This is a genomic window from Aurantimicrobium minutum (genome assembly GCF_029893825.1).
Taxonomy (GTDB): Bacteria; Actinomycetota; Actinomycetes; order Actinomycetales; family Microbacteriaceae; genus Aurantimicrobium; species Aurantimicrobium minutum_C.
Genome location: NZ_JARXXV010000001.1, coordinates 486,774 through 509,306, shown reverse-complemented (window position 1 = coordinate 509,306; position 22,533 = coordinate 486,774). Strand labels below are relative to the sequence as shown.

The 22,533-nt window shown below is 51.0% G+C and carries 20 protein-coding genes; 15 read left to right on the top strand and 5 right to left on the bottom strand.

The genetic code is table 11. The features are described from left to right. The first annotated feature begins 21 nt into the window (after positions 1 to 21). The 4 genes from M2120_RS02390 to M2120_RS02375 are packed head-to-tail and all read left to right on the top strand — an operon-like array spanning position 22 to position 2,513. A complete protein-coding gene (locus M2120_RS02390) occupies positions 22 to 423 on the top strand; it encodes a RidA family protein (protein ID WP_280797129.1) in 402 nt (133 codons plus the stop codon). Positions 424 to 434: 11 nt separating this feature from the next. Further along, positions 435 to 914: a heme-degrading domain-containing protein gene (locus M2120_RS02385; protein ID WP_280797128.1), complete on the top strand. Its 480-nt coding sequence runs from the start codon at positions 435 to 437 to the stop codon at positions 912 to 914. Next, positions 914 to 1,576 (top strand): LysE family translocator, encoded by a 663-nt coding sequence (locus M2120_RS02380; protein WP_280797127.1) that lies wholly within the window; start codon positions 914 to 916, stop codon positions 1,574 to 1,576. The genes M2120_RS02385 and M2120_RS02380 overlap by 1 nt, the downstream gene beginning before the upstream one ends. 25 nt (positions 1,577 to 1,601) lie before the next feature. Next, positions 1,602 to 2,513 (top strand): DMT family transporter, encoded by a 912-nt coding sequence (locus tag M2120_RS02375; RefSeq protein ID WP_280797126.1) that lies wholly within the window; start codon positions 1,602 to 1,604, stop codon positions 2,511 to 2,513. On the opposite strand, the gene M2120_RS02370 is transcribed toward M2120_RS02375, so the two are convergent. Both M2120_RS02370 and M2120_RS02365 read right to left on the bottom strand, forming a co-directional pair. Beyond that, on the bottom strand, positions 2,510 to 3,520 hold the full coding sequence (locus tag M2120_RS02370; protein ID WP_280797125.1) for a LacI family DNA-binding transcriptional regulator: 1,011 nt from the start codon (positions 3,518 to 3,520) through the stop codon (positions 2,510 to 2,512). The two genes, M2120_RS02375 and M2120_RS02370, sit on opposite strands and share 4 nt — an antisense overlap. Positions 3,521 to 3,601: 81 nt before the next feature. Further along, positions 3,602 to 4,357: an SDR family NAD(P)-dependent oxidoreductase gene (locus M2120_RS02365; RefSeq protein WP_280797124.1), complete on the bottom strand. Its 756-nt coding sequence runs from the start codon at positions 4,355 to 4,357 to the stop codon at positions 3,602 to 3,604. Between the two features lie 163 nt (positions 4,358 to 4,520). Between M2120_RS02365 and M2120_RS02360 the strand changes: the two genes are divergently transcribed. The 3 genes from M2120_RS02360 to M2120_RS02350 are packed head-to-tail and all read left to right on the top strand — an operon-like array spanning position 4,521 to position 8,375. Next, positions 4,521 to 5,954, top strand: coding sequence for a glyceraldehyde-3-phosphate dehydrogenase (locus tag M2120_RS02360; RefSeq protein WP_280797123.1), 1,434 nt, complete (start codon positions 4,521 to 4,523; stop codon positions 5,952 to 5,954). A 10-nt stretch (positions 5,955 to 5,964) separates the two neighbouring features. Further along, on the top strand, positions 5,965 to 6,909 hold the full coding sequence (locus M2120_RS02355) for a DMT family transporter (RefSeq protein ID WP_280797122.1): 945 nt from the start codon (positions 5,965 to 5,967) through the stop codon (positions 6,907 to 6,909). Between the two features lie 8 nt (positions 6,910 to 6,917). Further along, positions 6,918 to 8,375 (top strand): cryptochrome/photolyase family protein, encoded by a 1,458-nt coding sequence (locus tag M2120_RS02350; protein ID WP_280797121.1) that lies wholly within the window; start codon positions 6,918 to 6,920, stop codon positions 8,373 to 8,375. A gap of 39 nt (positions 8,376 to 8,414) precedes the next feature. Here the strand turns inward: M2120_RS02350 and M2120_RS02345 are convergent, their stop codons facing one another. After that, the gene (locus M2120_RS02345) at positions 8,415 to 9,887 is read right to left on the bottom strand and encodes a DEAD/DEAH box helicase (protein WP_280797120.1); all 1,473 of its coding nucleotides are present in this window, start codon (positions 9,885 to 9,887) and stop codon (positions 8,415 to 8,417) included. A 361-nt stretch (positions 9,888 to 10,248) separates the two neighbouring features. Here M2120_RS02345 and M2120_RS02340 point away from each other — a divergent pair, with 361 nt between their 5' ends. The 3 genes from M2120_RS02340 to M2120_RS02330 all read left to right on the top strand — a co-directional run bounded on the left by M2120_RS02340 (position 10,249) and on the right by M2120_RS02330 (position 12,114). After that, a complete protein-coding gene (locus M2120_RS02340) occupies positions 10,249 to 10,734 on the top strand; it encodes an FHA domain-containing protein (protein WP_280797119.1) in 486 nt (161 codons plus the stop codon). After that, positions 10,734 to 11,429 (top strand): transcriptional regulator FtsR, encoded by a 696-nt coding sequence (gene ftsR / locus M2120_RS02335; RefSeq protein ID WP_280797118.1) that lies wholly within the window; start codon positions 10,734 to 10,736, stop codon positions 11,427 to 11,429. The genes M2120_RS02340 and ftsR overlap by 1 nt, the downstream gene beginning before the upstream one ends. A 139-nt stretch (positions 11,430 to 11,568) precedes the next feature. After that, a complete protein-coding gene (locus tag M2120_RS02330) occupies positions 11,569 to 12,114 on the top strand; it encodes a MerR family transcriptional regulator (protein ID WP_280797117.1) in 546 nt (181 codons plus the stop codon). 65 nt (positions 12,115 to 12,179) lie between these two features. Here M2120_RS02330 and M2120_RS02325 read toward each other — a convergent pair whose 3' ends face one another. Further along, positions 12,180 to 12,986, bottom strand: coding sequence for a ParA family protein (locus M2120_RS02325; RefSeq protein WP_280797116.1), 807 nt, complete (start codon positions 12,984 to 12,986; stop codon positions 12,180 to 12,182). A gap of 74 nt (positions 12,987 to 13,060) precedes the next feature. On the opposite strand from M2120_RS02325, the gene M2120_RS02320 reads away from it, so the two are divergent. The 4 genes from M2120_RS02320 (at position 13,061) to def (ending at position 19,734) form a co-directional block, all read left to right on the top strand. After that, the gene (locus tag M2120_RS02320; RefSeq protein ID WP_280797115.1) at positions 13,061 to 16,477 is read left to right on the top strand and encodes a pyruvate carboxylase; all 3,417 of its coding nucleotides are present in this window, start codon (positions 13,061 to 13,063) and stop codon (positions 16,475 to 16,477) included. 112 nt (positions 16,478 to 16,589) lie between these two features. Then, positions 16,590 to 17,843 carry an SdrD B-like domain-containing protein gene (locus M2120_RS02315; RefSeq protein WP_280797114.1) on the top strand — a complete coding sequence of 418 codons (1,254 nt, stop codon included), beginning with the start codon at positions 16,590 to 16,592 and terminating at the stop codon, positions 17,841 to 17,843. Between the two features lie 92 nt (positions 17,844 to 17,935). Beyond that, positions 17,936 to 19,228: a MinD/ParA family ATP-binding protein gene (locus M2120_RS02310; protein WP_280797113.1), complete on the top strand. Its 1,293-nt coding sequence runs from the start codon at positions 17,936 to 17,938 to the stop codon at positions 19,226 to 19,228. Between the two features lie 14 nt (positions 19,229 to 19,242). Beyond that, the gene (gene def / locus M2120_RS02305; protein ID WP_280797112.1) at positions 19,243 to 19,734 is read left to right on the top strand and encodes a peptide deformylase; all 492 of its coding nucleotides are present in this window, start codon (positions 19,243 to 19,245) and stop codon (positions 19,732 to 19,734) included. On the opposite strand, the gene M2120_RS02300 is transcribed toward def, so the two are convergent. Then, complete coding sequence (locus tag M2120_RS02300) at positions 19,731 to 21,551, bottom strand: AMP-dependent synthetase/ligase (RefSeq protein ID WP_280797111.1); 1,821 nt, start codon at positions 21,549 to 21,551, stop codon at positions 19,731 to 19,733. The genes def and M2120_RS02300 overlap by 4 nt on opposite strands. Positions 21,552 to 21,627: 76 nt before the next feature. Between M2120_RS02300 and M2120_RS02295 the strand changes: the two genes are divergently transcribed. Then, positions 21,628 to 22,533 carry an ROK family glucokinase gene (locus M2120_RS02295; protein WP_280797109.1) on the top strand — a complete coding sequence of 302 codons (906 nt, stop codon included), beginning with the start codon at positions 21,628 to 21,630 and terminating at the stop codon, positions 22,531 to 22,533.

Sequence of the window (22,533 nt, the reverse complement as noted above, 5' to 3'; positions counted from 1 at the left end):
GTGTGCGCCTAGGCTGGTGTTATGACCTATGAGCGCACTCTGATTTCTTCTGGATCCGTCTATGAGCCTGTTGTGGGCTACTCCCGTGCTGTACGTGCGGGAGATTTTGTCTTTATTGCGGGAACAACCGCTGGAGCACCTGAAGGTGCAATTGGTGGTTCTGATCCAGCAGCTCAAACTCGAGAAATCTTCAAACGACTTGCAGTAGCGCTAGAACAGGCTGGAGCGACTTTTGGTGATGTGGTTCGCACCCGCATTTACCTCACCAACATCGCGGACTTCGATGCTGTGGGCAAAGTCCACGGTGAATTCTTTGGGGAGATTCGACCTGCAGCAACAGCTGTCGAAGTCTCAGCGCTTGCTGCTCCAGACATGCTGGTAGAGATCGACGTAGACGCCATTATCGGTTCTTCTTCACAGTAGAGCCCCTTTTTATGTCAGAGACCCCAGAGCTACTTGCTGATGTAGCTGAACTCGAATCGCAGCTAGCACTGCTGAGATTTACGTCACTGAGACACGAAGACGCGTTGGCGTTGGGAATGGATCTGGCAGCACGTGCAGAAGAACGGAATTGGCCTTTAGCTGTTTCTGTGTTCCTAGGGGATCAGCATGTGTTTCGTTATGCCTGCCCTGGCACGAGTTCTGAAAATGATGACTGGATTGAGCGCAAGCGTAAGACTGTCTACCACTTCCGTGAACCGTCTTTCTTGGTAGGTCAACGCTTTCTTTCGCAGGGTAAAGATTTCTTTCACGAGACGGGGTTGTCTGAAGAATATGCTGCCCATGGTGGGGGATTCCCACTCTTTGTTGGGGATACTTTCGTAGGTGCGGTTGTAGCTAGTGGTGTTCCCCAGCAAGATGACCATGCGATTGTGGTCGAGGCGCTTATCGCTGCAATAGAGAGTGAACAGTAATGCTTGATTACGCGGTCCTACCGGCCTTCATCATTTCTGCACTGGTAATCATTCTTTCTCCTGGTGCAGATACGTTCTTGATGCTTCGATCGACATTGCGGGGAGGAAAGAAGGATGGATTCCTCACAATGTTTGGAATCTATACCGGCATCCTGACTTTGTCATTGTTACTCATCTCTGGTGTTGGTCTGGTCATCGCCAAGGCACCGGGAGCCCTTTTCTGGCTGAAAATTCTCGGTGCGCTATACCTGTTATTCCTGGCGATTCAGTCTTTGCGTGCGGGTATCAAGCTGGTTGGGCAGAACCGTGAGGGAACAATTCAGTCAGTCGATATCGACTCTGCAGGTTCCAAGCGAAAAGCGGGGCCATTTCTCATGGGTTATCTCACCAATGTGACTAACCCTAAAGTTCTTATTTTCTTTCTTGCTTTCTTCCCTCAGTTCCTGGGCAAATCTGACAGCGCGGCACTGCAGCTCTCCTTCCTGTGTCTCATCTTTGTTCTAGTCTCAGCGGTGTGGTTAACAGCACTCGTTTTTGGTGCTTCTGCAATGCGCAAGGTGATGACCACCCCCGGATTTACAATCGCTATGGAATTTGTTGTTGCTGGCGTATTTGCTGTGCTCGCCGTGACATTGTTAGTTTCTGGTCTGAGCATTCACTGACCTTGCACGTCAACAGTGTGATCTGATGCATTTTCTGAAGAAAAACCAAGCGGATATTCTCCTGTTGGGAGTTGCCGTTGTCTGGGGGAGCAGTTACCTCGCAACCAAGGTTCTTACTGAACATGGCAGTGTTTTTGCCATACTTTCTGCCAGGTTCCTCCTTGCCTCGTTGATGATGTTGCTGGTGTGGCTATTCACCAAGAACAAAAGTCTTGATCGACGGGGTTTCTTGATTGGTGTCATTTTTGGCCTGACCCAAGCTGGCATCTTGAGTTTGGAAACCTGGGGCGTCAAACTCACTAGTGCGACAAATGCTGGACTCATCATCAGTATGACGATTGTGTTTACGCCCATTCTGGAATCACTGTGGCTCAAACGATGGTTGCCGAGAAGTTATTTCATTGCTGCTGTAGTTGCCGTGATCGGTGTGTTGTTGCTTGTCTCAGGCAATGGTTTTCACGCACCCAATTGGGGTGATGCCCTCATGCTCGGTGCTGCAATTGTCAGAAGTATTCACGTCACTGCACTGGGGCAGCTCACAACCGGCTACAGCTATAGCTCAGTCAGCGTCACGTTTGTTCAGACAGTGGTGTGTGCTGTGGTCTTCACTGCCGCAGATGTTCCTGGTGTTATCAAGAGCTACTCAACCTTCACTCCAGCAGACTGGTTAGACCTTTCCTACCTTGCTGCCGCATGCACCGTCTTTGCCTTCCTGGTTCAACTGTGGGCAGTTCGAAAAACTTCAGCAGCACGCGTGAGTTTGTTACTAGGCACAGAGCCAATCTGGGCAGTAGTAATCGGTGTATTCCTTGGCGCTGAAATGTTGGGTTGGCTAGGAATTCTGGGCGCAATTTTGATTGTGGGTGGAAGTTACCGGGCGCAGGGGATTGAGCTCAAGCACCGGGTTGTTCCACTACTTCCCAACGGTCCTGGCTAGTTTCTCACGTTACGTACACAAGAATTGTTCCAAGAAAACTCCCAAGGAATATCTACAGTTACTGGAGCTTTCTGCATGTTTTTTGTGATGTCTACGATGACATCCATACAATTTTCAGCAATAGCCTCGGGATGAAAAACCGTCGAACATACTCCCAGAGCGTCATTTTCTGCTTTGTTGATAGTTGCCGCAATCAATTGGAGATCTTCAGGAATTCTTATTCCGCGTTGCTCAGCAATTTCAAGTATTGATGGAGTTTCCTCATAGAAAGAATAAATTCCGTCGCATCCAGAATTCAATAAATCGTTAATTCGTTCAACAATGTCAGTTCGGCCGTAGTTGCCTCGCTGAATGATGGGAGCTACCTGTTTTTCTACACACCACTCTAGATAAACTTTTTCAGCTATTTCATCAGAAGGTATTCCTGGAATTTCAGTGAGTAATCCCACTTTTGTTGCCCCTGCTTCGGCCAAAGCGTCCAGTGCTGACCGCGTCATTTCCCCAAAACCCGTATTGATATGAATTGCAACACTTGAGTTAGTTGGGTCATCGTTCATGAGGATTGGAATTCCCAATTCTGTCGCACGAGAAACCAGCAAATTATCTGTGAAGGGGTCCAAGTAATACAGAAGATCTATTTGAGTCAAGGTAAGTTGATCGGGATTACTCGCAGAAATTATGGATACGGTGTAACCGCGTTTCTCTGCAGCTATAACTAGGGTGTATAGCAATTCACTGCTATATGCTGACCACCTTGCTCGTGAATCAGGGTCCTCTTCTAGGGTCATCACAAATCCGATGTTTTTTGTTAAGCCTGTGCGTAATGATGCCGCTCGATGATTGGGCCGATAATTCAATCGGTGAGCAAGTTCTTTAATTCGAGATCGAGTCTCTTTGGACATCCGACCAGTCTCATTGAGGGCGTTGGAGACAGCGGCTGTAGACACCCCCGCTATTTTGGCTATTTCTTTGAGAGTAAGGGTAGTTGTGTTGTTTCCCTGAGACATGATTTCCTATGTGTGCTTAACGGTTAAGCAAGGTTATCAGCGCTTCAGGAAATAATCGCAGGAAAGAGTGTTTTACCGGCTTTAGTGTGGTGATCGACCGCCGTTGACAATCAATGTTTGTCCTGTGACAAAACCTGCTTCAGCGCTGGCGAAATAAACACAAGCACTTCCGATATCCGCAGGAGTTCCAAAACGATTTGCAGGAACAGTTGCGAGGTAATCGTCAAAGACTTCTTGAGGGAGGTCCTGATGGCGTTCCACGGGAATGAACCCTGGGGCTACGTGATTGACAGTGATTCCAAACGGGGCAAGTTCTTTAGCCATTGATCTAGTCCACCCAATTTGGGCACCTTTGCCTGCAACATAGGCCGAAGAATGAGGTTCACTCATCTCAAAAACTTCTGAAGTGATGTTGATAATGCGACCAAAAGAGTGCTCTTTCATCGCTGGTAATAGAGCTCTTGTTGCAAGGTATGGAATTTTCAGAAAAACCTCAGTCATCTGCTGGTGGTAATCCCAGTCGTAATCCTCGATAGCTTTTGTGAACTGCGGGGGCGTTGCGCACACCACGACGGTGTCGATCCAGCTGCCTCGACTTGCGACGTGTTCAAGACAGAGTTCATATGCCTCGGGAGTTGTGGCATCCGCGCAAATAACACTGAGTTGTGACTCCATGGCATCGAGTTCTACTCGATAAAGGGTTTCCTTTTCACTATCTGTATCTAAAGCAATGACATCTGCTCCTGCAGAAATAAACCCAGTACAAATTCCTCGACCAAGACCACCAAGGCCACCGATGACAAGGACGGTTCGACCGTGTGCTTGAAACATTTCCATAGACATAAATGTAACTCCCACATATTCCACCTTTTCTGAATTAGGCTTGAATCACTCCCTCCCCGGAAGACGTAGATGTCCCCGGTACAAACTGAATACACCCGTCCCATGCTCGAGATAAGCATGAGACACTTTCAACAGTTTCAAGGGAGAACCTCTGGTTATGGCACCACACAATGACGCCACCTGGACCGACCGTCAAGCAGTAGCTGAACAGCTCATTCCGTTGATTGGTGCGCTCTATCGCGACAATGGCGTAGTCACGTCGATTCACGGCCGACGCCTCATCAACTCTTCACCACTGCAAATTGTTAAAGCACACCGCTATGCCCGCCATGTTGATGGTCAAGAACTCGACATCAATCGCACCCTCGAGCTTGTTCACGCAATTGTGGCGTTGAACCCTGGTCAAGCATCGATCAATGTTGCAGGCATTCTTGCTGAGCAAGCACAATCGGGAAAGAGCATCGCTGACTTCGCTGCAGAAGTTCTTGCCCCGGTTGCTGGCAACGGCCACCCGGCATCACCCGAAGATGCCAAAGATGTTGTTCTCTACGGTTTCGGTCGCATTGGCCGTCTACTTGCCCGCATTCTTCTCGGCAATGCTGAGAATGGCCGTGGGCCTGTTCTCAAGGCAATTGTTGTTCGTAAGGGTGATGATAAAGACCTCACCAAGCGTGCCAGCTTGCTTCGCCGCGACTCGGTTCACGGCCCCTTCAACGGCACCATCACCATTGATGAAGAAAAGAACCTCATCATTGCTAACGGCAAGCCCATTCAGGTGATTTACTCCTCAGATCCCACCACCGTGGATTACACCGCTTACGGCATCAAAGATGCAATCTTGGTTGATAACACCGGTCGTTGGCGTGATGAACCTGGACTTGCTCAGCACCTTCAAGCACAGGGTATTTCTCGTGTGGTTCTGACCGCACCCGGTAAGAGCCCATTGAAAAACGTTGTCTACGGAATCAATCACGACACGATAACTCCCGAAGACACAATCATTACCGCTGCCTCGTGCACCACGAACGCAATTACTCCTGTGCTCAAAGTCATCAACGATGAGTATGGAGTTGAATACGGTCACGTAGAGACAGTTCACTCCTACACCAACGACCAAAACCTCATCGACAACTTCCACAAGGGTGACCGCCGTGGTCGCTCGGCTGCGATGAACATGGTGATCACGGAAACCGGTGCAGCTAAGGCTGTTTCGAAGGCGCTTCCTGAGCTTGAAGGAAAACTCTCCGGTAATGCTATTCGCGTTCCAACCCCAGATGTTTCTATGGCTATCTTGAACCTGACGCTGAATAAGTCTGTTGATCGTGCGACCGTCAATCAGGTGTTGCGAGATGCATCCTTGAAGTCCAATCTGCGTAACCAGATTGATTACATCGAGTCACCTGAGGTTGTTTCTACCGACTTCGTTGGTTCCAATCGCGCAGGTATTGTCGACGGTTTGGCAACGATTGCTAACGGTAAGAACATCATTTTGTATGTCTGGTATGACAACGAGTATGGCTACAGCCACCAGGTTGTTCGCGTGATTCAGGAACTCGCAGGTTTGCACCCACCGAAGTTCCCATCTCGCTAGTCTTGAAGCTATGACGACAACGCCCCGAGCCAGCTACGGCGGGGGCGTTGTTGCGTTACTGCTTGCGTGTACTTTCTGGGGTACGACAGGTATGGCGGCAAGTTTCATTCCTGGCATAAACCCTGTGGTCATTGGTGCCAGCACCATGGGGATTGGTGGATTGATTCTGGGGCTCACATCCTTGCCAGGGGTCTGGCTGACCTGGAAGAACATTGGTGCGATCCCTTTGGTTCTTTTAGGGGCTCTCGGTCTTGCTGTCTACAGCACTGTTTTCTACATCGGCATGAGCTGGGCAGGTGTTGCTCTGGGCAATGTCATTGCGCTTGGTTCTGCTCCATTATTTGCTGGGTTGATTGAATGGACCGTCGATAAACAAAGACCAAGCGGGCGCTGGCTGGTGGCGACGGCCATCACCGTTACTGGCGGTGTCATGTTGGTCTCTGGCAGAAACTTTGGCGAAGACGGTGGGGCTATCGTTCGCGGTCAGGCCATGGTGACTTTAGGAATAGCCTTAGCGCTACTTGCTGGCTTCGCATATGCCCTCTACACCTACATGGCGAACAAGTTGATGAAACCTTCTGCGGATCGTCCGCAAGGAATTGGTCACCGTCCAGTTATTTCAACGCTTCAGTTGGTTTCAGCAGTTCCGCTGATACTTGTCCTTGTTGTATTAGTAATCGCTAACCCAGCTCAATTTCAGAATCAACCACTCTCTATTCCAGTGATGGCGTATTTGATCTTGTTCCCAACCGCAGTTGGGCATCTCCTCTTGGCAGTTGGGTTGGGCACTATGCCTGCCTCTCGTGCTGCTGTCTATACCTTGTTTGAGCCTGTCGTTGCGGTGGTGATGGCTGTTGCAGTTGTGGGTGAGGTCATTGCACCAATTGGTTGGCTGGGGCTTGTCGTTGTACTTGGGGGACTCGTGACTCTCAGTACTGAAGTTCGCACTCGATGAGATGGCTGATGGCGGATCAGCTTGGTCCGCACTTTGACGATGGGGGAGAAATCCTCCTGATTGAAGCAAAAGCAGTTCTCTCGAGGCGTCCTTATCACTGGGCTAAAGCTCATTTGATTCTCAGTGCTCTCCGTCATCGGCAAGCTGAGCTGGGTGAACGTGTGACTTATGTCACTGCTGAGCACTATCGGGATGTATTGATTCCCAAAATTGCGGCAGGCCAAGAAATTGACATGGTCAATCCAACAAGTTGGGGAAGCAGAGCATTAGCTGCCGAACTAGGTATTTCAGTTGTTCCTAGTCGTGGCTTTGTCAGTAGCGAAGAATTCTTCTCGGTCTGGGTGCAGGGAAAAAAGCCAGGAACTTTGAAATTGGAAAATTACTACCGGCATTGGAGAGATTCCACCGGCATCCTGATGGAAGGCCTACAGCCGGCTGGTGGTCACTACAACTATGACCATGACAATAGGCAACCACCGCCCAAGGGGGCAACCAACCTTGGACTTCCCGTCCCGTGGGCGCCACACGAAGACGAGATAGATGCTCAAGTTCGAGCTGATCTCACCGCGTGGAGTGAGGCGGGTGAGATAACCCTTCTGGGCCGCGATGGTCCTCGGCGCTTTGCCGCAACCCGTCTGGAAGCACTAGCGGCGCTAGAAGATTTTGTTGAAACACGGTTGATGGACTTTGGTCCGTTCGAAGATGCCAGCCTGCAAGGCGATGATGTGATGGCGCATTCTCAGCTCAGTGTCCCCATGAATTTAGGCCTGTTGCATCCGCAGGAAGTCATTGATGCATGTGTTGCAGCTTATGAGAACGGGGATGCCCCATTAGGGAGCGTCGAAGCTATTGTGCGCCAAATTGCTGGTTGGCGTGACTGGGTCTGGCATTTGTATTGGCACCTTGGCCAAGACTATGCCCAGACCAACAATTTTCTGGAAGCAAACGAGGATGTTCCAGAAGAATTTTGGAAGCTCGACGGGCAAGGTGTGGACGCAGCCTGCATGAAACACGTTCTTACTTCTGTAGGAGATAGTGGCTATGCCCACCACATTCAGCGTCTGATGATTTTGGGTAACTGGTCGTTGCAACGTGGATACAACCCACAACAACTCAATGACTGGTTCATTGATGCCTTTGTTGATGGGACCCCGTGGGTTATGCCGGCAAATGTTATAGGGATGAGCCAACACGCAGATGGCGGACTAGTGGCGACCAAGCCGTATTCCTCAGGTGGTGCCTATATCAACTCCATGACCGATTTCTGTCGGAGTTGTCCTTTCAATCCCAAAATACGACTGGGGGAGAACGCCTGCCCCTTCACTGCGGGCTATTGGGCATTCCTTCACCGAGTTGAACCCAAGATCAGGAATAACCACCGAATGGCTCAACCTCTTGCGGGAATGCGCAAGCTTGCAGATCTAGATGCCGTGGTCCAACAAGAAAGGCTTCGCACCCAGTGGTGAATGCAAAGCCATATCTTGATTGTGAAGTGATCTATTGAGTTAGCGTCCTTGTTGAGGACGAGCGCTTCTTTGGCGTTGGCTGGCTCCAGCAGTACGAGGCTGCGAAGAACGTGCTCCACCCTGTGAGCTGGACTTGTGAGCACCAGTGCGACGTGCACCATTCTCATTTGCTGGCGGGCGACCAGAACGATCTCGCGCTGGCTTTCCTTCACGAGTAAGTTTCTGTGGTCGTTGACCTTGGGATTCTCGAAGTGCACGTTTTCTTTGAGCGTTTGCGCCCATGGACTTTCCGCCGCCACCTTGAGGTTTTGCTTCTCGAGGTGCTGGTTTCACATACGGAGCAATTTCGCCCACAAGTTCAAGAACTTCTGGTGAGTTTGCATTGACTTTCTGAGGGACAACCTGGATGTCAGCTTTTTTGAGAAGAGAAGCAACATCCTGTTGCTGGGTTGGGAGGCAGATAGTGACCACGTCACCTTCAGCACCTGCTCGTGCCGTGCGTCCTGAACGGTGGAGATATGCCTTGTGTTCCATCGGGGGATCAACATGGATAACAAGTTCTACGTTGTCGACGTGAACACCTCGTGCTGCGACGTCGGTAGCTACCAAGACGTTGACAGCACCTTCACCAAATGCGGCCAGGTTACGGTCGCGTTGGGGTTGGGAGAGGTTTCCGTGCAAATCAACCGCGGGTATGCCTGCATCGGTGAGTGCTTTTGCAAGTTTCTTCGCGTGGTGCTTTGTTCGCATAAACAAGATGCGTCGCCCTGTTCCTGAGGCAAGTTTGTAGACCACTTCTTTTTTGGCATCGTTGCCACTGGTCTCAAAGACATGGTGAGTCATGGCTGCAACGGGGGAGTTGGCTTCATCAACTGAGTGCAGTACTTCGTTGTGGAGGAACTGATTTACCAGTTTGTCAACACCATTATCAAGCGTTGCTGAGAAGAGAAGTCGTTGTCCGCCAACAGGGGTAGCCTTCAAGATCTTGGTCACGATCGGAAGGAAACCCAGGTCAGCCATGTGGTCAGCCTCGTCTAAAACGGTGATCTCGATCGCGTCAAGGTGAAGGAAACCCTGCTTCATCAAATCTTCCAGACGGCCAGGGGTTGCTACGACGATGTCAACACCTGATTTGAGTGCTGCCACCTGTCGTGCTTGTGAGATGCCACCGAAGATGGTGGTGACGCGGAGATTGTAGGCATCTGCCAGCGGGGACATCGTGTTGGTGATTTGGGTTGCTAATTCACGGGTGGGGGCGAGCACGAGGCCGAGTGGACGACCGGGGCGACGACGTCCACCGGCAAGGGCACCGCCAAGACGAGCCACCATGGGGATGCTAAATGCCAGGGTCTTACCTGAACCAGTTTTTCCGCGACCCAGAACGTCTCTTCCGGAGAGTGTGTCGGGCAATGTGTCGATTTGTATGGGGAAGGGAGTATCAATGCCGGAAGCGGTCAAGGCCGTAATGATGGGGGTTGGAACACCCAATGATGCAAAAGTCTTGTCAGACATCGGTTTACCTTTAGTTGAAGTCACAGGTAGAAGAATCATGAGTGCGCAACACAATGCGCTACTCAGAGCTCTTCTATGAACCGGGACGTATGGCGAAGGCATCAGTAGATGCATCCGTTCGCCGAAGAAAAATGTCAACCGGTTACGGTGAGGGAAGCGTTCTATCGACGCAGGGAGCGAAACAAATCGTTCACAAGATGTCTTTAGTCTACCTGTGTTCGTGTTTTCCCGGATTTTCAAGCTAAGGGACTACTCCCTTGTCAAATTTTCAGGCAACTATTTCCGCTGGGAGGTCTTAAAAAGTCTCGTATTTTGCGTTGGGAAAAAGTCCACTAATGTGGTGAAGTACGAAAGGGGAAAAGTGAACGATTCACTCGCTGGCAATGATGCCTCAGACGTCCCCGTATCGACCCCAAGTCCCGATCAAACAGCGACTTTCTCACAGTCTTTCCTGGAGCAGGTTAAAGCACTCGAAGCTGTAGATGTCACTCCTGAAGAACAGGAAGCTATTGCTTCGTTGCCGAGTGGCAATGCACTGCTCATCGTTCGTCGTGGACCAAGCCAGGGAGCACGCTTTCTTCTTGATGTCGACGTAACCACCTGCGGTCGCCACCCCGACTCAGACATATTCTTGGATGATGTGACTGTCTCACGGCGTCACTCCGAGTTCCGTCGTACTGGAACTGAATTCGAAGTGCGCGATCTTGCATCGCTCAACGGCACCTATTACGAAGGAGAACGCGTGGAACGCCATGCTTTGAAAGATGGCGATGAAGTCCAGGTTGGCAAATTCCACCTCACCTTCTTTGCTTCGCGTGTAGATCTGGCTCGAGGTGCATCTGCGTAATGGCAACAACAGCTCGTAAGGCACCAATTACTCGTGGCCTGCTTAGCATCGGTCAAGTTCTGGCAAAAGTTTCTCCAGATTTTCCTGATCTCACACCTTCAAAACTTCGCTTTCTTGAAGAACAAGGTCTGATCACACCAGAGCGCACTCCTTCTGGTTACCGCAAGTTCTCTGTGGAACACGTCGATCGCCTTCGACTCATTCTGACTATGCAGCGTGATCACTACCTTCCTTTGAAGGTGATTCGTACTCACCTCGATGAGATAGATGCAGGAAACACTCCAGCTCTTCCAAGCGCGCAGAGTCTTTCTGCCGACTCGCTACTTGCAACTCCCACTCGTTACACCCGTGAAGAGTTTGTTCGTGCATGTGGTGCCAGTATGAACCTGCTTCAGGATGCCGTCTCGGCAGGAATGCTTGAGCCTGCTGATTCGTATGGCGAAGAGCACATTGTGGTCTTTACTGCGTTGGTAGAACTTCAGCGCTCAGGTATTGAACCTCGTCACCTGCGCACCATGCGTGCTGCTGCTGAACGTGAATACTCGCTCATTGAGCGCGCGCTCGTTCCAGTAAGCCACCGTCAGGATGCCGCTAGCCACGCGCGCTCTATCGAACGTGCACATGAGATTTCACGCCACATCGAGGTTGTTCGATCTCAGATGCTGCGTCAAGTTATCACTCAGCAGTCTCGATAAATCCAAGATTGCGACACGCCGAAAGGCCGTGTGATGCTTTAAATCCCAGACACGATTAAAAACTGTCTGTAAGTTTGGGGATACAAACTTTCAACAACAACTTGAACTTTAAGGTTGTTGCTTCTAGTAAGGGCCGGAAATGAACGAACTGAACCGCAGCGAAGAATCTCGCTACGAGCTAGATGTCTTGTTCAGCGACGGCATGCCTGAACGCGACGAGAACGCAGGCTACCGAGGTGCAGAGGCTGCTAAGGCTGCCGGCATCACATACCGCCAGCTCGACTACTGGGCACGTACCGAATTGGTAGTCCCTACAGTTCGTGATGCCTCAGGTTCAGGCTCGCAGCGTTTGTATGGTTTCCGTGACATCTTGGTACTCAAGCTGGTCAAGCGTTTGCTTGACACTGGTATTTCGCTCCAGCAGATTCGTGCAGCCGTTGATCAGCTTCGTTCAGCAGGTATCTACGATCTTGCTCAGACCACGTTGATGAGCGATGGTGCAAGCATTTATCTGTGCACCACCAATGATGAGGTTATTGACCTGGTCAGCCGTGGTCAGGGCGTATTCGGCATTGCGATTGGCAAAGTGCTTCGCGAGGTAGAAAACAGCCTGGTCGAAATAACTTCGGTTACTGCTGATGCCTCTGATGAACTTGCTGCTCGTCGAGCTCGTAAGGTCGGCTAGATCCTCACATAATTGTCTTAAAAGAAGAATGCCCCTGCGATTGCAGGGGCATTCTTGCGTGAAAACTAGGCTTGAGGTGCGTACTCGCCGATCTTGCCCGCACGAGATATGCGGTTCAAGAGTTGGTCAAAGTTCTTCGCCATATCAGCTGCTGCCTCACCTGGCCATGCGTGAACGGGGCGAGCGGCACCCTGTGCCTGCTGAAGCGAGGTGCGTTCAGGTAGCTGTGGCTGAAGTACAAGTGGACCAAACATGTCGCGTAATTCCTGAATACGGAACTGATGTTCAAGTGATTGTGCGCGAACACGGTTGATGATCAAACCGAGGGGTTGTAGTCGAGGGCTCAGACCCCGTCTAACCTCTTCAATAGCGCGCAGAGCGCGGTCTGCAGCTGCGACTGAGAACAAACCGGGTTCAGTGACCACCACAACGCGGTCAGAAGCCGCCCACGCGGTTCTAGTGAGTGCATTAAGGCTCGGAGCACAGTCGATGAGTACGAGGTCGTATTCGTCCTCTACAGTCGCCAGAGCCTCTTCTAGTCGCCACACTTCACGGGCAGTGGGGTGTGGTCCGTCAAAGTTCACCGCAGATGGGCTACCAATCATGACATCGATGGGGGCATGTCCTGGTGCTGACCATCCGGCAGGTGCAATAGCCTGGCGAACCGTTTTGAGCTTGGGGTTAGCCAAAACATCAGCAACATTGAGGTGATCACGTGTGTCAACGCCAAGACCAGTTGATACGTCAGATTGTGGGTCGAAATCAACCACAAGTGTGCGCAAGTTGGCGGCGAAAGCAGCAGATGCCAAACCGAGGGTGACCGTTGTTTTTCCAACGCCACCCTTAAGGGAGCTAATACTGACGACGTGCATTGAGACCACGATACCTTCTGTAGGCTGGGAGTACCTAACTACGAACCGATGCTGGCGGCATTCGAAGGGGTCACATGTTCAAGAAAATTCTGGTTGCAAACCGAGGCGAAATCGCAATCCGCGCCTTTCGCGCGGCAGTTGAGCTCGGAGCCAAGACAGTTGCGGTATTTCCTGAGGAAGATCGCAGTTCTCTTCACCGCCAAAAGGCGGATGAGGCATACCAGATTGGTGAACCAGGTCACCCAGTACGTGCATACCTCGATGTGCATGAAATCATTCGTGTAGCCAAGCTCTCCGGCGCCGACGCAATCTACCCTGGCTACGGTTTCCTCTCAGAAAACCCTGAGCTCGCACAAGCTGCAGCGGACAATGGCATCACCTTTATCGGCCCACCTGCCCGCGTATTGGAAATGGCCGGAAATAAGGTCACGGCAAAAGACCACGCTATTGCAGCTGGTGTACCAGTACTCAAGTCCACTCAAGCAACCACTGATATCGAACACCTGCTGGAGCAGGCTGCCGAAATTGGTTTCCCCATCTTCGCCAAGGCTGTCGCCGGTGGTGGTGGACGCGGCATGCGTCGTGTGGAAACCATGGACGAACTTCGTCCAGCACTCGAAGCAGCAATGCGTGAAGCAGAAAGTGCGTTCGGAGATGGCCGAATGTTCCTGGAGCAGGCTGTGCTTCGTCCTCGTCACATCGAGGTTCAAATTCTTGCCGATGGTCAAGGTGAAACCATTCACCTCTTTGAGCGTGACTGCTCAGTGCAACGCCGTCACCAAAAAGTTGTCGAAATTGCGCCAGCACCCAACATTTCAGATGAACTACGTGCAGCACTCCACCGTGACGCCGTCGCATTTGCTCGTTCTATCGGTTACCAGAACGCTGGAACTGTCGAATTCTTGGTTGATACAGCAGGTGAACGTGCCGGTCAGCATGTATTCATTGAAATGAACCCCCGTATTCAGGTAGAACACACCGTTACCGAAGAAGTCACTGATGTGGACCTGGTTCAGTCGCAGATGCGTATCGCGGCAGGGGAGAGTCTTGCGGATCTTGGTCTTCACCAAGAAAGTGTTCACGTCCGTGGTTTCGCCCTGCAGTGCCGAATCACGACAGAAGACCCTTCGCAGGGATTCCGTCCAGACACTGGCAAGATCACAACCTACCGCTCACCCGGTGGTGCTGGTATCCGTCTCGATGGTGGAACGGTCAGCCCTGGTTCACAGATCAGCCCACACTTCGATTCCATGCTGGTCAAGCTCACATGCCGTGGTCGTACGTATGAAGCTGCCGTCGATCGTTCTCGTCGTGCACTGGCTGAATTCCGTATCCGTGGTGTCTCCACGAACATTCCGTTCCTTCAGGGTGTTCTCGACGATGAACAGTTCAAAGCAGGAGACCTCTCCACGAGCTTCATCGATGAGCGACCACACCTGCTCACGGGACGTGAGTCCAAGGACCGTGGCACCAAAATTCTCAACTGGGTTACTGATGTCACCGTCAACAAGCCCAACGGGCCACGTCCGACCGGTGCAGACCCCAAGGCAAAATTGCCTCGCATTGACCTGAGTACTCCTGCTCCTGCAGGAAGCCGTCAGCGTCTTCTCGAACTTGGTCCTAAGAAATTTGCTGAAGCATTGCGACAGCAAAAGGCTGTGGCAGTCACCGAGACAACCTTCCGAGATGCACACCAGTCTCTGCTGGCTACTCGCGTTCGCACCAAGGACTTAGTCAACGTTGCACCATATGTGGCGCGAATGACACCAGAACTACTCTCAGTTGAAGCCTGGGGCGGGGCTACATATGACGTTGCTCTGCGATTCTTGGGAGAAGATCCTTGGGATCGTCTCGCGAAACTTCGCGAGGCATTGCCTAACGTGGCAATCCAGATGCTTCTTCGTGGCCGCAACACTGTGGGCTACACCCCATACCCTGAAGAAGTAACGAAGGCTTTCATTCAAGAAGCTGCAGCAACTGGGGTTGATATCTTCCGTATCTTTGATGCGCTCAATGATGTCAACCAAATGCGACCTGCAATCGAGGCAGTACTCGAAACAGGCACAACTGTTGCTGAAGTCGCTGTCTGCTACACCGGTAACCTGCTGGATCCTGCCGAGGATAAATACACCCTCGACTACTACCTCTCTCTTGCAGATGAGATTGTGGCTGCTGGTGCTCACATCCTGGCCATCAAGGACATGGCTGGTCTGCTGCGCCCTGCAGCGGCGGCAAAGTTAGTAGCAGCATTCCGTGAGCGTTATGACCTTCCCGTCCACGTTCACACCCATGACACTGCTGGTGGCCAGCTGGCAACCCTGCTTGCCGCAGCTGCTGCCGGTGCAGATGCTGTTGACGTTGCATCAGCACCCATGTCTGGAACGACAAGTCAGCCCAGCGCCTCCGCGCTGGTTGCTGCTCTAGCAAACACTGAGCGTGACACAGGTTTGAACTTGGACAGTGTCTGCGACCTCGAGCCCTACTGGGAAGCTGTTCGTAACATCTACAAGCCATTCGAATCAGGCTTGCCTGCTCCCACGGGTCGTGTGTATCACCACGAAATTCCTGGTGGACAGCTATCTAACCTCCGCCAGCAAGCAATTGCACTGGGTCTGGCAGATGACTTCGAAATGGTCGAAGACATGTATGCAGCCGCGAACCGAATTCTGGGTCGCGTTCCTAAGGTGACACCATCATCGAAGGTTGTGGGCGACCTTGCTCTGCACTTGGCTGCCGTCAAGGCAGACCCAGCTGATTTCGAAGCGAACCCTCAGAAGTACGACATCCCCGATTCAGTCATTGGATTTATGGCCGGAGAATTGGGAGATATCCCAGGCGGCTGGCCAGAACCATTCCGTTCGAAGGTTCTCGAAGGCAAAACAATCAATATTCAGATTGCTCCTTTGTCTGAAGCTGACCACTCGGGACTCTCTGGTGACTCTGCATCTCGCCGTGCAACTTTGAACCGCCTCTTGTTCCCTGTGCCCACAAAGGCATTTGAACAAGTTCGTGAGACCTTTGGTGATGTTTCCGTCCTCGACACTGTCGACTACCTCTACGGTCTGGAATCCGGCAGTGAGCACGTAGTTGACCTCGGTCGTGGTGTTCGACTCTATGTTGGACTCGAAGCCATTGGTGGAGTGGACCCCAAGGGTATGCGAACGGTGATGACTACCCTCAATGGTCAGTTACGCCCTGTCTTTGTAAGAGACCGCTCTGTTGAAATCAGCACCAAGAGTGCAGAGAAGGCAGATCTCACCGAGGCCGGACACGTTGCTGCACCATTTGCCGGTGTGGTCACTGTCAAGGTTGAGCCGGGTCAAACAGTTGCAGCTGGTGATCCTGTTGCGTCTATCGAAGCAATGAAGATGGAAGCCGCAATTACCGCAACAATTACAGGACGAGTTGAGAGAGTTTCATTTAGTAGATCTCAGCAGGTTGAAGCTGGTGACCTCATTGTTGTCATTACTCCTATAACTCCAGCGAACTAATCACTTTATGAAAAATAGTTGATTTAACGTTTACTCATTTGTCGACTTTCGGTCTAGAGTAGGGAATAACCCCTGTAGGTTAATGGATTTTTCCCTGTTTGAAGGAAGTTTCGTGAGTATTCGCTCAATCAACACCGTATTTTCGAGTCGTGCCAAAGCAATGGTGCTTGTGGCATCGGTTATTGCGAGCCTCTTCCTTGTAGTGGCTCCGGCAGGTGCTGCAAATGCAACACCTCGCGTGAAGCCTGCAAAGGTAACTATTTGTCACCGAACTCACTCAACTACTAATCCTTACAGAATGATTACGGTTGCTAAGGCATCTGTAGATGGTCCCTTAAATCAACCTGATGGTTCAGGAAATGCTCCAGGTGACCATGCTGGAACACAGCACAATAACCTTGATGCAGGTAACCCAAACGTTTTCGACCCAAATTTCAACTATGCTTCTAATGCCAAAACTTGGCAAGACATTATTCCTCCATTTACTGTTGACGGTCCTCCGGCAAAAACCTATAACGGCGTTAACTGGACAACTTCAGGTAAGGCCATTTACTTCGGAACTGGTTCCGGCTACGGTCTATGCCGGAAGATGAGTGCAAAAGAGTATTACAACTCTGAGGTTGCTGCTGGAGTCAATCCTTCTGATGTACTTGCAGACTTGACAGAACAATCTGCCGAAGAAGATGCCGCTGAAAATCTTTCTTCACCAAGCACAATGAGAGATTTGCCCCCAGTGCCTAAAGGGCCAGTTCCTCCTGTAACAGTGCCACCAGCAAGCCCAGGCGGATCACGTCAGAACTTTGATGGACTTACCCAGGCAATTGCTGGACTTGTTTGGTACGACCTGAACAACAATGGACTTCAGGACAATGGTGAACTTCCCGCCGAAGGGGTAACTGTTCAACTCAAGGATCCTGACGGAAATCCATATGTCACAACTCCCGTATTGAAGAGAAATAATTCTAAGAAGCTCAAGGGTGGAACAGTTATGCTTGCCTCAAACGTTTGGGCAAGCCCTGTGACTGCCTATACTGGAACACTTTCAACTGATGCTTCAGGAACTTTTGTTTTTCCAAGTGTCCCTGAAGGTATCTGGACTGTTACTTTCATCGCGCCAGATGGTTACACCTTTACCTATGACGCGTATTTTTCTGCAGATGGTTCAACTTCACCTATAGTTCCAGCTGGTGGAGCTGGATTTACCTGGGCGGGTTTGATTCCTGCGGGAAGTGCTTACTCAATTACAAATTCATCTGGTCTTGCAAATACTGGTCTAAGTTCTACCGGCTGGATTGCAGGCGTTATTGCTCTTCAAATGGTTGGCCTTGGTGCTGTGTTGCTCTGGTTGCGTCGTAAAAAAAGCTAATTTGGTAACCCCAAGAACTTAGGCCTTGAAATATTTCGAGGCCTAAGTTGTTTCTGTAGACTGTCAAGGTTGCCAATCTAAAGGATTTATTCGTGAGCACGGAAACACCGAAGAACTCAGCTAGCAAACCAACTTCAAAAAAGAAGGCTGCAGCAAAGAAGTCCGCACCTGAGCGCATCTCTGAAGTGTCCACCAACACAGAGCGTGTTGTGGAACAAGCCCCAGAAGTTTCCTCCATCTCTCTTCCCGCAGTTCCTGTTTCTCTCACGAGCAGCGTGAGTTCAGATATGGAAGCATCTTTGCGCGCCGTACTCAGTGGTGAAAATCCCGTTGTGACTTCTCCGGAATATGACGATGTCGTCTCGGAAGTTCAAGAGATCGTTGTGGAAGAGTATGAGGACGTAAACACTGGTTCACTTCCTACACGCCGTGATCGTCTCTCGGGTGAGCCCTCAACCAAGCCAGAACCTGTTTCCATGCTCACGCCTGAGCGTGTATTGGATGCAAAAAAGAAGCGTGACAAGCCCACTGAGGGGTGGAACAAGTTCGTCTATGACGTTACGTTCCATGCCGTTAATCTCGGTGATTCACCTGTAACCCGCCACCGTAAAGCTCTAGATGCAAGTATCGGTCGCCCCTTGACTGGTGGCACCAAGTTTGTTCCTGTGCTCACTCGTAAGGGTGGCGTGGGCAAGACGACAACCACCACCCTCTTGGGTATGGCAATGGCCTTGGTACGTGAAGACCGCGTGCTTGCCATTGACGCCAACCCTGACCGTGGAACTCTTGCAGAACGTTTCAACAAGACCACGGAAAAGACAGTTCGTGACCTTGTATCGGAAGCTGCGAAGATTCTTACCTTCAACGATTTCTCCGAGTACGTCAACCGTGACAAGACTCGTCTTGATGTTCTCGCATCTGACACCGACCCATTTCTTTCAGAGGCTTTCGGGGCGAACGACTACAACATCGTTGCCGATCTAGCTAGCCGGTACTACTCCGTTGCGCTGACAGACTGTGGAACGGGAATTATTCACTCTGTGATGGGTGCAACCCTGCAGCGAGCTGACGGTCTCGTCATCGTTTCTGGCGGTTCTTTTGACGAAGCGCGCCTGGCGTCTGAAACACTGACTTGGCTTGAATCAAACGGTTACGGCGATCTCGTGAAGAACACCATCGTGGCTATCAACACTGCAACGCAAGGAACTAACTTGATCAAGCTTCGTGAAATTGAAGATCACTTCAAGTCACGCGTTCGTGAGACAGTTCGCGTTCCATATGACGCGATGCTCGCCGCAGGTTCTTACATCGATTTCAAGAAGCTTAAGCCAGAGACACAAGAAGCCGCACGTCAATTGGCTTCCTTGGTTGTTGACGGACTCTAAACAACGCTGTTGCAATGACTGAACGTCCCATCAGAATCTTTGGCGATCCAGTTCTAAAGACACCTACAGAGGAAATTCTCGTCATTGACGAGAAGATTCGTGCTCTGGTCGAAGACTTACTGGACTCAGTCAAGATTCCAGGACGCGCTGGAGTTGCCGCAACACAAATTGGCGTAGGGCTTCGCGCATTCAGTTACAACGTCCATGGAGACGTTGGCTACATACTCAACCCACGAATAGTTGAGACTCAGGGCGAACTTGAATTGGTTGAAGAAGGATGCCTGAGTATCCCCAACCTCTGGTTCAGGACTCCGCGTTTCCCCTATGCCAAGGTCGAAGGAATTGATTTAGACGGCAACGTCCTAGTGCTCGAGGGGGAAGGGCTGATGGCCCAAGCCTTGCAGCACGAGTGTGATCACCTCGACGGCATGGTTTATCTCGATCGTCTTGATCAGCCCACTCGAAAAGAAGCTATGCGCCAAGTGCGCGAGAGTGACTGGTTTTAGTCCACTGCTCCTGAGGCGCCTGCATACATTGCCTCAATTTCTTGAGCAAAGTCCTTGACAATGACATTGCGTTTGATGCTCATCTTCGGGGTCAGGTGACCAGATTCTTCAGTGAACAGAATCGGCAAAATGGTGAACTTTCGAATCGATTCAGCTCGAGAAACACGAGCATTAGCGCGGTCTACAGCAGCTTGAACTTCTGCAATAACAACAGGGTTTTGAGCTGCTTCAGCAAGAGACATCGACGGATCTAGCTTGTTGTTTGTCAGCCACATAGGCAACATTTCTGGATCAAGAGTAATCAGAGCTGAAATGAAGGGTTTTGCGTCGCCCACAGCCACTACTTGGCTGATGACAGGGTTTGCACGAATTGGATCCTCGAGGAAGGCTGGAGCCACATTCTTCCCACCAGCGGTGACCAAGATTTCCTTTTTACGACCAGTGATGGTGATGTAACCGTCCTTATCGATTTCACCGATGTCACCAGTTTTGAACCAACCATCATGGAATGATTCGGCAGTTGCCTGTGGGTTTTTCCAGTATTCCTTGAATACGTTGATGCCAGCAGCTTCGATTTCCCCATCTTCGCCCAGACGAACAGAACAACCGGGCAATGCGGGGCCGACGGTACCAATGACGAATTTGGATGGCAGGTTGATAGAGATTGGTGCTGTTGTCTCGGTCAGGCCATAACCTTCCAAAACAACTAAACCGAGTGCGTGGAAGAAGTGTCCTAAACGATCGCCTAGTGGAGCAGAACCACTAATGGCGTATTCGCACCGACCACCCAGCGCTGCACGGAGCTTGGAGAGAACAAGTTTGTCTAGGACAGCAAACTTGAGTTTGAGTCCAAAGGGGATATGACCGGTCATCTCTGCTTTGGAATATTCGATGGCGGTCTTCGCGGCAGCACGGAAGATGTTGCCCTTACCGCCTGCTTCTGCTTTCTGTTCTGCTGAGTTATAGACCTTCTCGAAAACTCGGGGAACAGCCAACAGGAAGGTTGGTTTGAAAGACTGCATAGCTGGCAGCAACTGCGAAGTGTCACCTTGGTGGCCAACTTTAACGCCACCCTCAATGGCGAGGATGGAAATAAAGCGAGCAAAAATGTGTGCTGTGGTGATGAACAGCAGGGTGGAGGCTTGTGGGTTGACCACCTCGGGGACGGCAGCTCGGGCATTGCGTGCTAACTCCAAGAAGTTGGAGTGTGTGAGGACGCAGCCCTTGGGCTTGCCGGTCGAACCCGAGGTGTAAATCAAGGTTGCAAGGTCACTACCGTGAAGTGATGAACGACGTTCTTCTACTTCAGCATCCGAAATGCCGGTTCCTGCAATGACGAGTGCCTCGAGGTCACCAGCATCTATTTGCCATACAGAGTGAACGAAGGGGGCGTCAGAACGGATTTCTTCAAATCTCTTGAGGTGATCGGGGGTCTCAACGATGAGAGCAACTGCTTCAGAATCTTCCAATATCCATTGGATTTGGCTAGGCGCGCTCGTTTCATAAATGGGTACCAAAGCGGCGCCGGCGAACCACATAGCAAAGTCAATCAGGCTCCACTCGTAGCGGGTCTTACACATCAGACCAACACGATCACCTTGTTTGATTCCACTGGCAATAAAACCTTTTGCTAAAGCAACAACTTGGTTGTGAAATTCAGTGGAAGTGACGTCTTTCCAGCCGTCGTCAACAGGCAGGGAAAAGAGGGCATTGTGAGGAGTTTCTCGAACTCGATCAAGCAAGACTTGCGTGGTGTTTGCTTGAGGATCTGCTGGGACGAGGGCGGGGGTATCAAACTGAATGACGCTCTGTGCCATGGGAAACTCCTTTGTCTTAACTACACTTTAGTAGTTCAACCTTTCCCTCCGTCTAGCTCTCAACTAGGAGTCTCCTGTGTATTCCATTGGCATCGATATTGGGGGAACCAAAATTGCTGGAGCCCTGGTCAATGACCTGGGGGAAATACTGGAACAACGTCAAGTTCCATCACCAGCACACAGTGCACAACAGATGGAAGATTCCATTGTTGAGCTCATCCAGGAATTAAGCCAGGGCAATCCTGTTAAGGCAGCTGGAGTCGCAGCCGCAGGATTTATTGATGCTGCGCAATCAACTGTGTACTACGCGCCCAATATTGCGTGGCGTAATGAGCCCCTCAAAGACAAACTTGAGGCACGAATAAATCTCCCTATCGTCATCGAAAATGATGCCAATGCTGCTGGGTGGGCGGAATATCGCTTCGGTGCAGGGAAATCATTCACACACATGACCATGCTGACTATCGGCACGGGCGTAGGCGGGGCGATTATTGCTAATGGTGAATTGTTTACTGGCGGCTTTGGTGCGGGTGCTGAAATTGGTCATCTTCGCGTGCAACCTGATGGCCTGGAATGCGGCTGTGGCCAGCGCGGATGCATTGAGTCTTACGGCTCAGGTCGAGCTTTGCTTCGCTACCTTCGCGAAGAAACAGGCAACCCAGCGCTTGATGCGAACGAAGGCAAAAAGCTTCTGGAAGATGGGGACCCTGCCGCCTGGAGAGCATTAGAAACTCTGGGTAGCTGGTTAGGTATTGCTTGTGCGAGTTTGTCTGCAGTACTCGATCCTCAGGTGTATGTCATTGGTGGTGGTGTTGCTGCTGCAGGTGAGCATTTACTCCAACCCATTCGAGAGTCATTTCTGACTAATCTTTCTGCGCAGGGCTACCATCCAGAACCTGAATTCCGTATTGCTCAGCTGGCCAACGATGCAGGGGTAGTAGGAGCTGCAGACCTTGCACGTAAGCACGCAGAAAAGCTCTAA

Coding starts and splice junctions, on each gene's coding strand:
- M2120_RS02390 (WP_280797129.1), top strand. CDS start 22: ATGACCTATGAGCGCACTCTGATTTCTTCTGGATCCGTCTATGAGCCT.
- M2120_RS02385 (WP_280797128.1), top strand. CDS start 435: ATGTCAGAGACCCCAGAGCTACTTGCTGATGTAGCTGAACTCGAATCG.
- M2120_RS02380 (WP_280797127.1), top strand. CDS start 914: ATGCTTGATTACGCGGTCCTACCGGCCTTCATCATTTCTGCACTGGTA.
- M2120_RS02375 (WP_280797126.1), top strand. CDS start 1,602: ATGCATTTTCTGAAGAAAAACCAAGCGGATATTCTCCTGTTGGGAGTT.
- M2120_RS02370 (WP_280797125.1), bottom strand. CDS start 3,520: ATGTCTCAGGGAAACAACACAACTACCCTTACTCTCAAAGAAATAGCC.
- M2120_RS02365 (WP_280797124.1), bottom strand. CDS start 4,357: ATGGAAATGTTTCAAGCACACGGTCGAACCGTCCTTGTCATCGGTGGC.
- M2120_RS02360 (WP_280797123.1), top strand. CDS start 4,521: ATGGCACCACACAATGACGCCACCTGGACCGACCGTCAAGCAGTAGCT.
- M2120_RS02355 (WP_280797122.1), top strand. CDS start 5,965: ATGACGACAACGCCCCGAGCCAGCTACGGCGGGGGCGTTGTTGCGTTA.
- M2120_RS02350 (WP_280797121.1), top strand. CDS start 6,918: ATGGCGGATCAGCTTGGTCCGCACTTTGACGATGGGGGAGAAATCCTC.
- M2120_RS02345 (WP_280797120.1), bottom strand. CDS start 9,887: ATGTCTGACAAGACTTTTGCATCATTGGGTGTTCCAACCCCCATCATT.
- ftsR (WP_280797118.1), top strand. CDS start 10,734: ATGGCAACAACAGCTCGTAAGGCACCAATTACTCGTGGCCTGCTTAGC.
- M2120_RS02330 (WP_280797117.1), top strand. CDS start 11,569: ATGAACGAACTGAACCGCAGCGAAGAATCTCGCTACGAGCTAGATGTC.
- M2120_RS02325 (WP_280797116.1), bottom strand. CDS start 12,986: ATGCACGTCGTCAGTATTAGCTCCCTTAAGGGTGGCGTTGGAAAAACA.
- M2120_RS02320 (WP_280797115.1), top strand. CDS start 13,061: ATGTTCAAGAAAATTCTGGTTGCAAACCGAGGCGAAATCGCAATCCGC.
- def (WP_280797112.1), top strand. CDS start 19,243: ATGACTGAACGTCCCATCAGAATCTTTGGCGATCCAGTTCTAAAGACA.
- M2120_RS02300 (WP_280797111.1), bottom strand. CDS start 21,551: ATGGCACAGAGCGTCATTCAGTTTGATACCCCCGCCCTCGTCCCAGCA.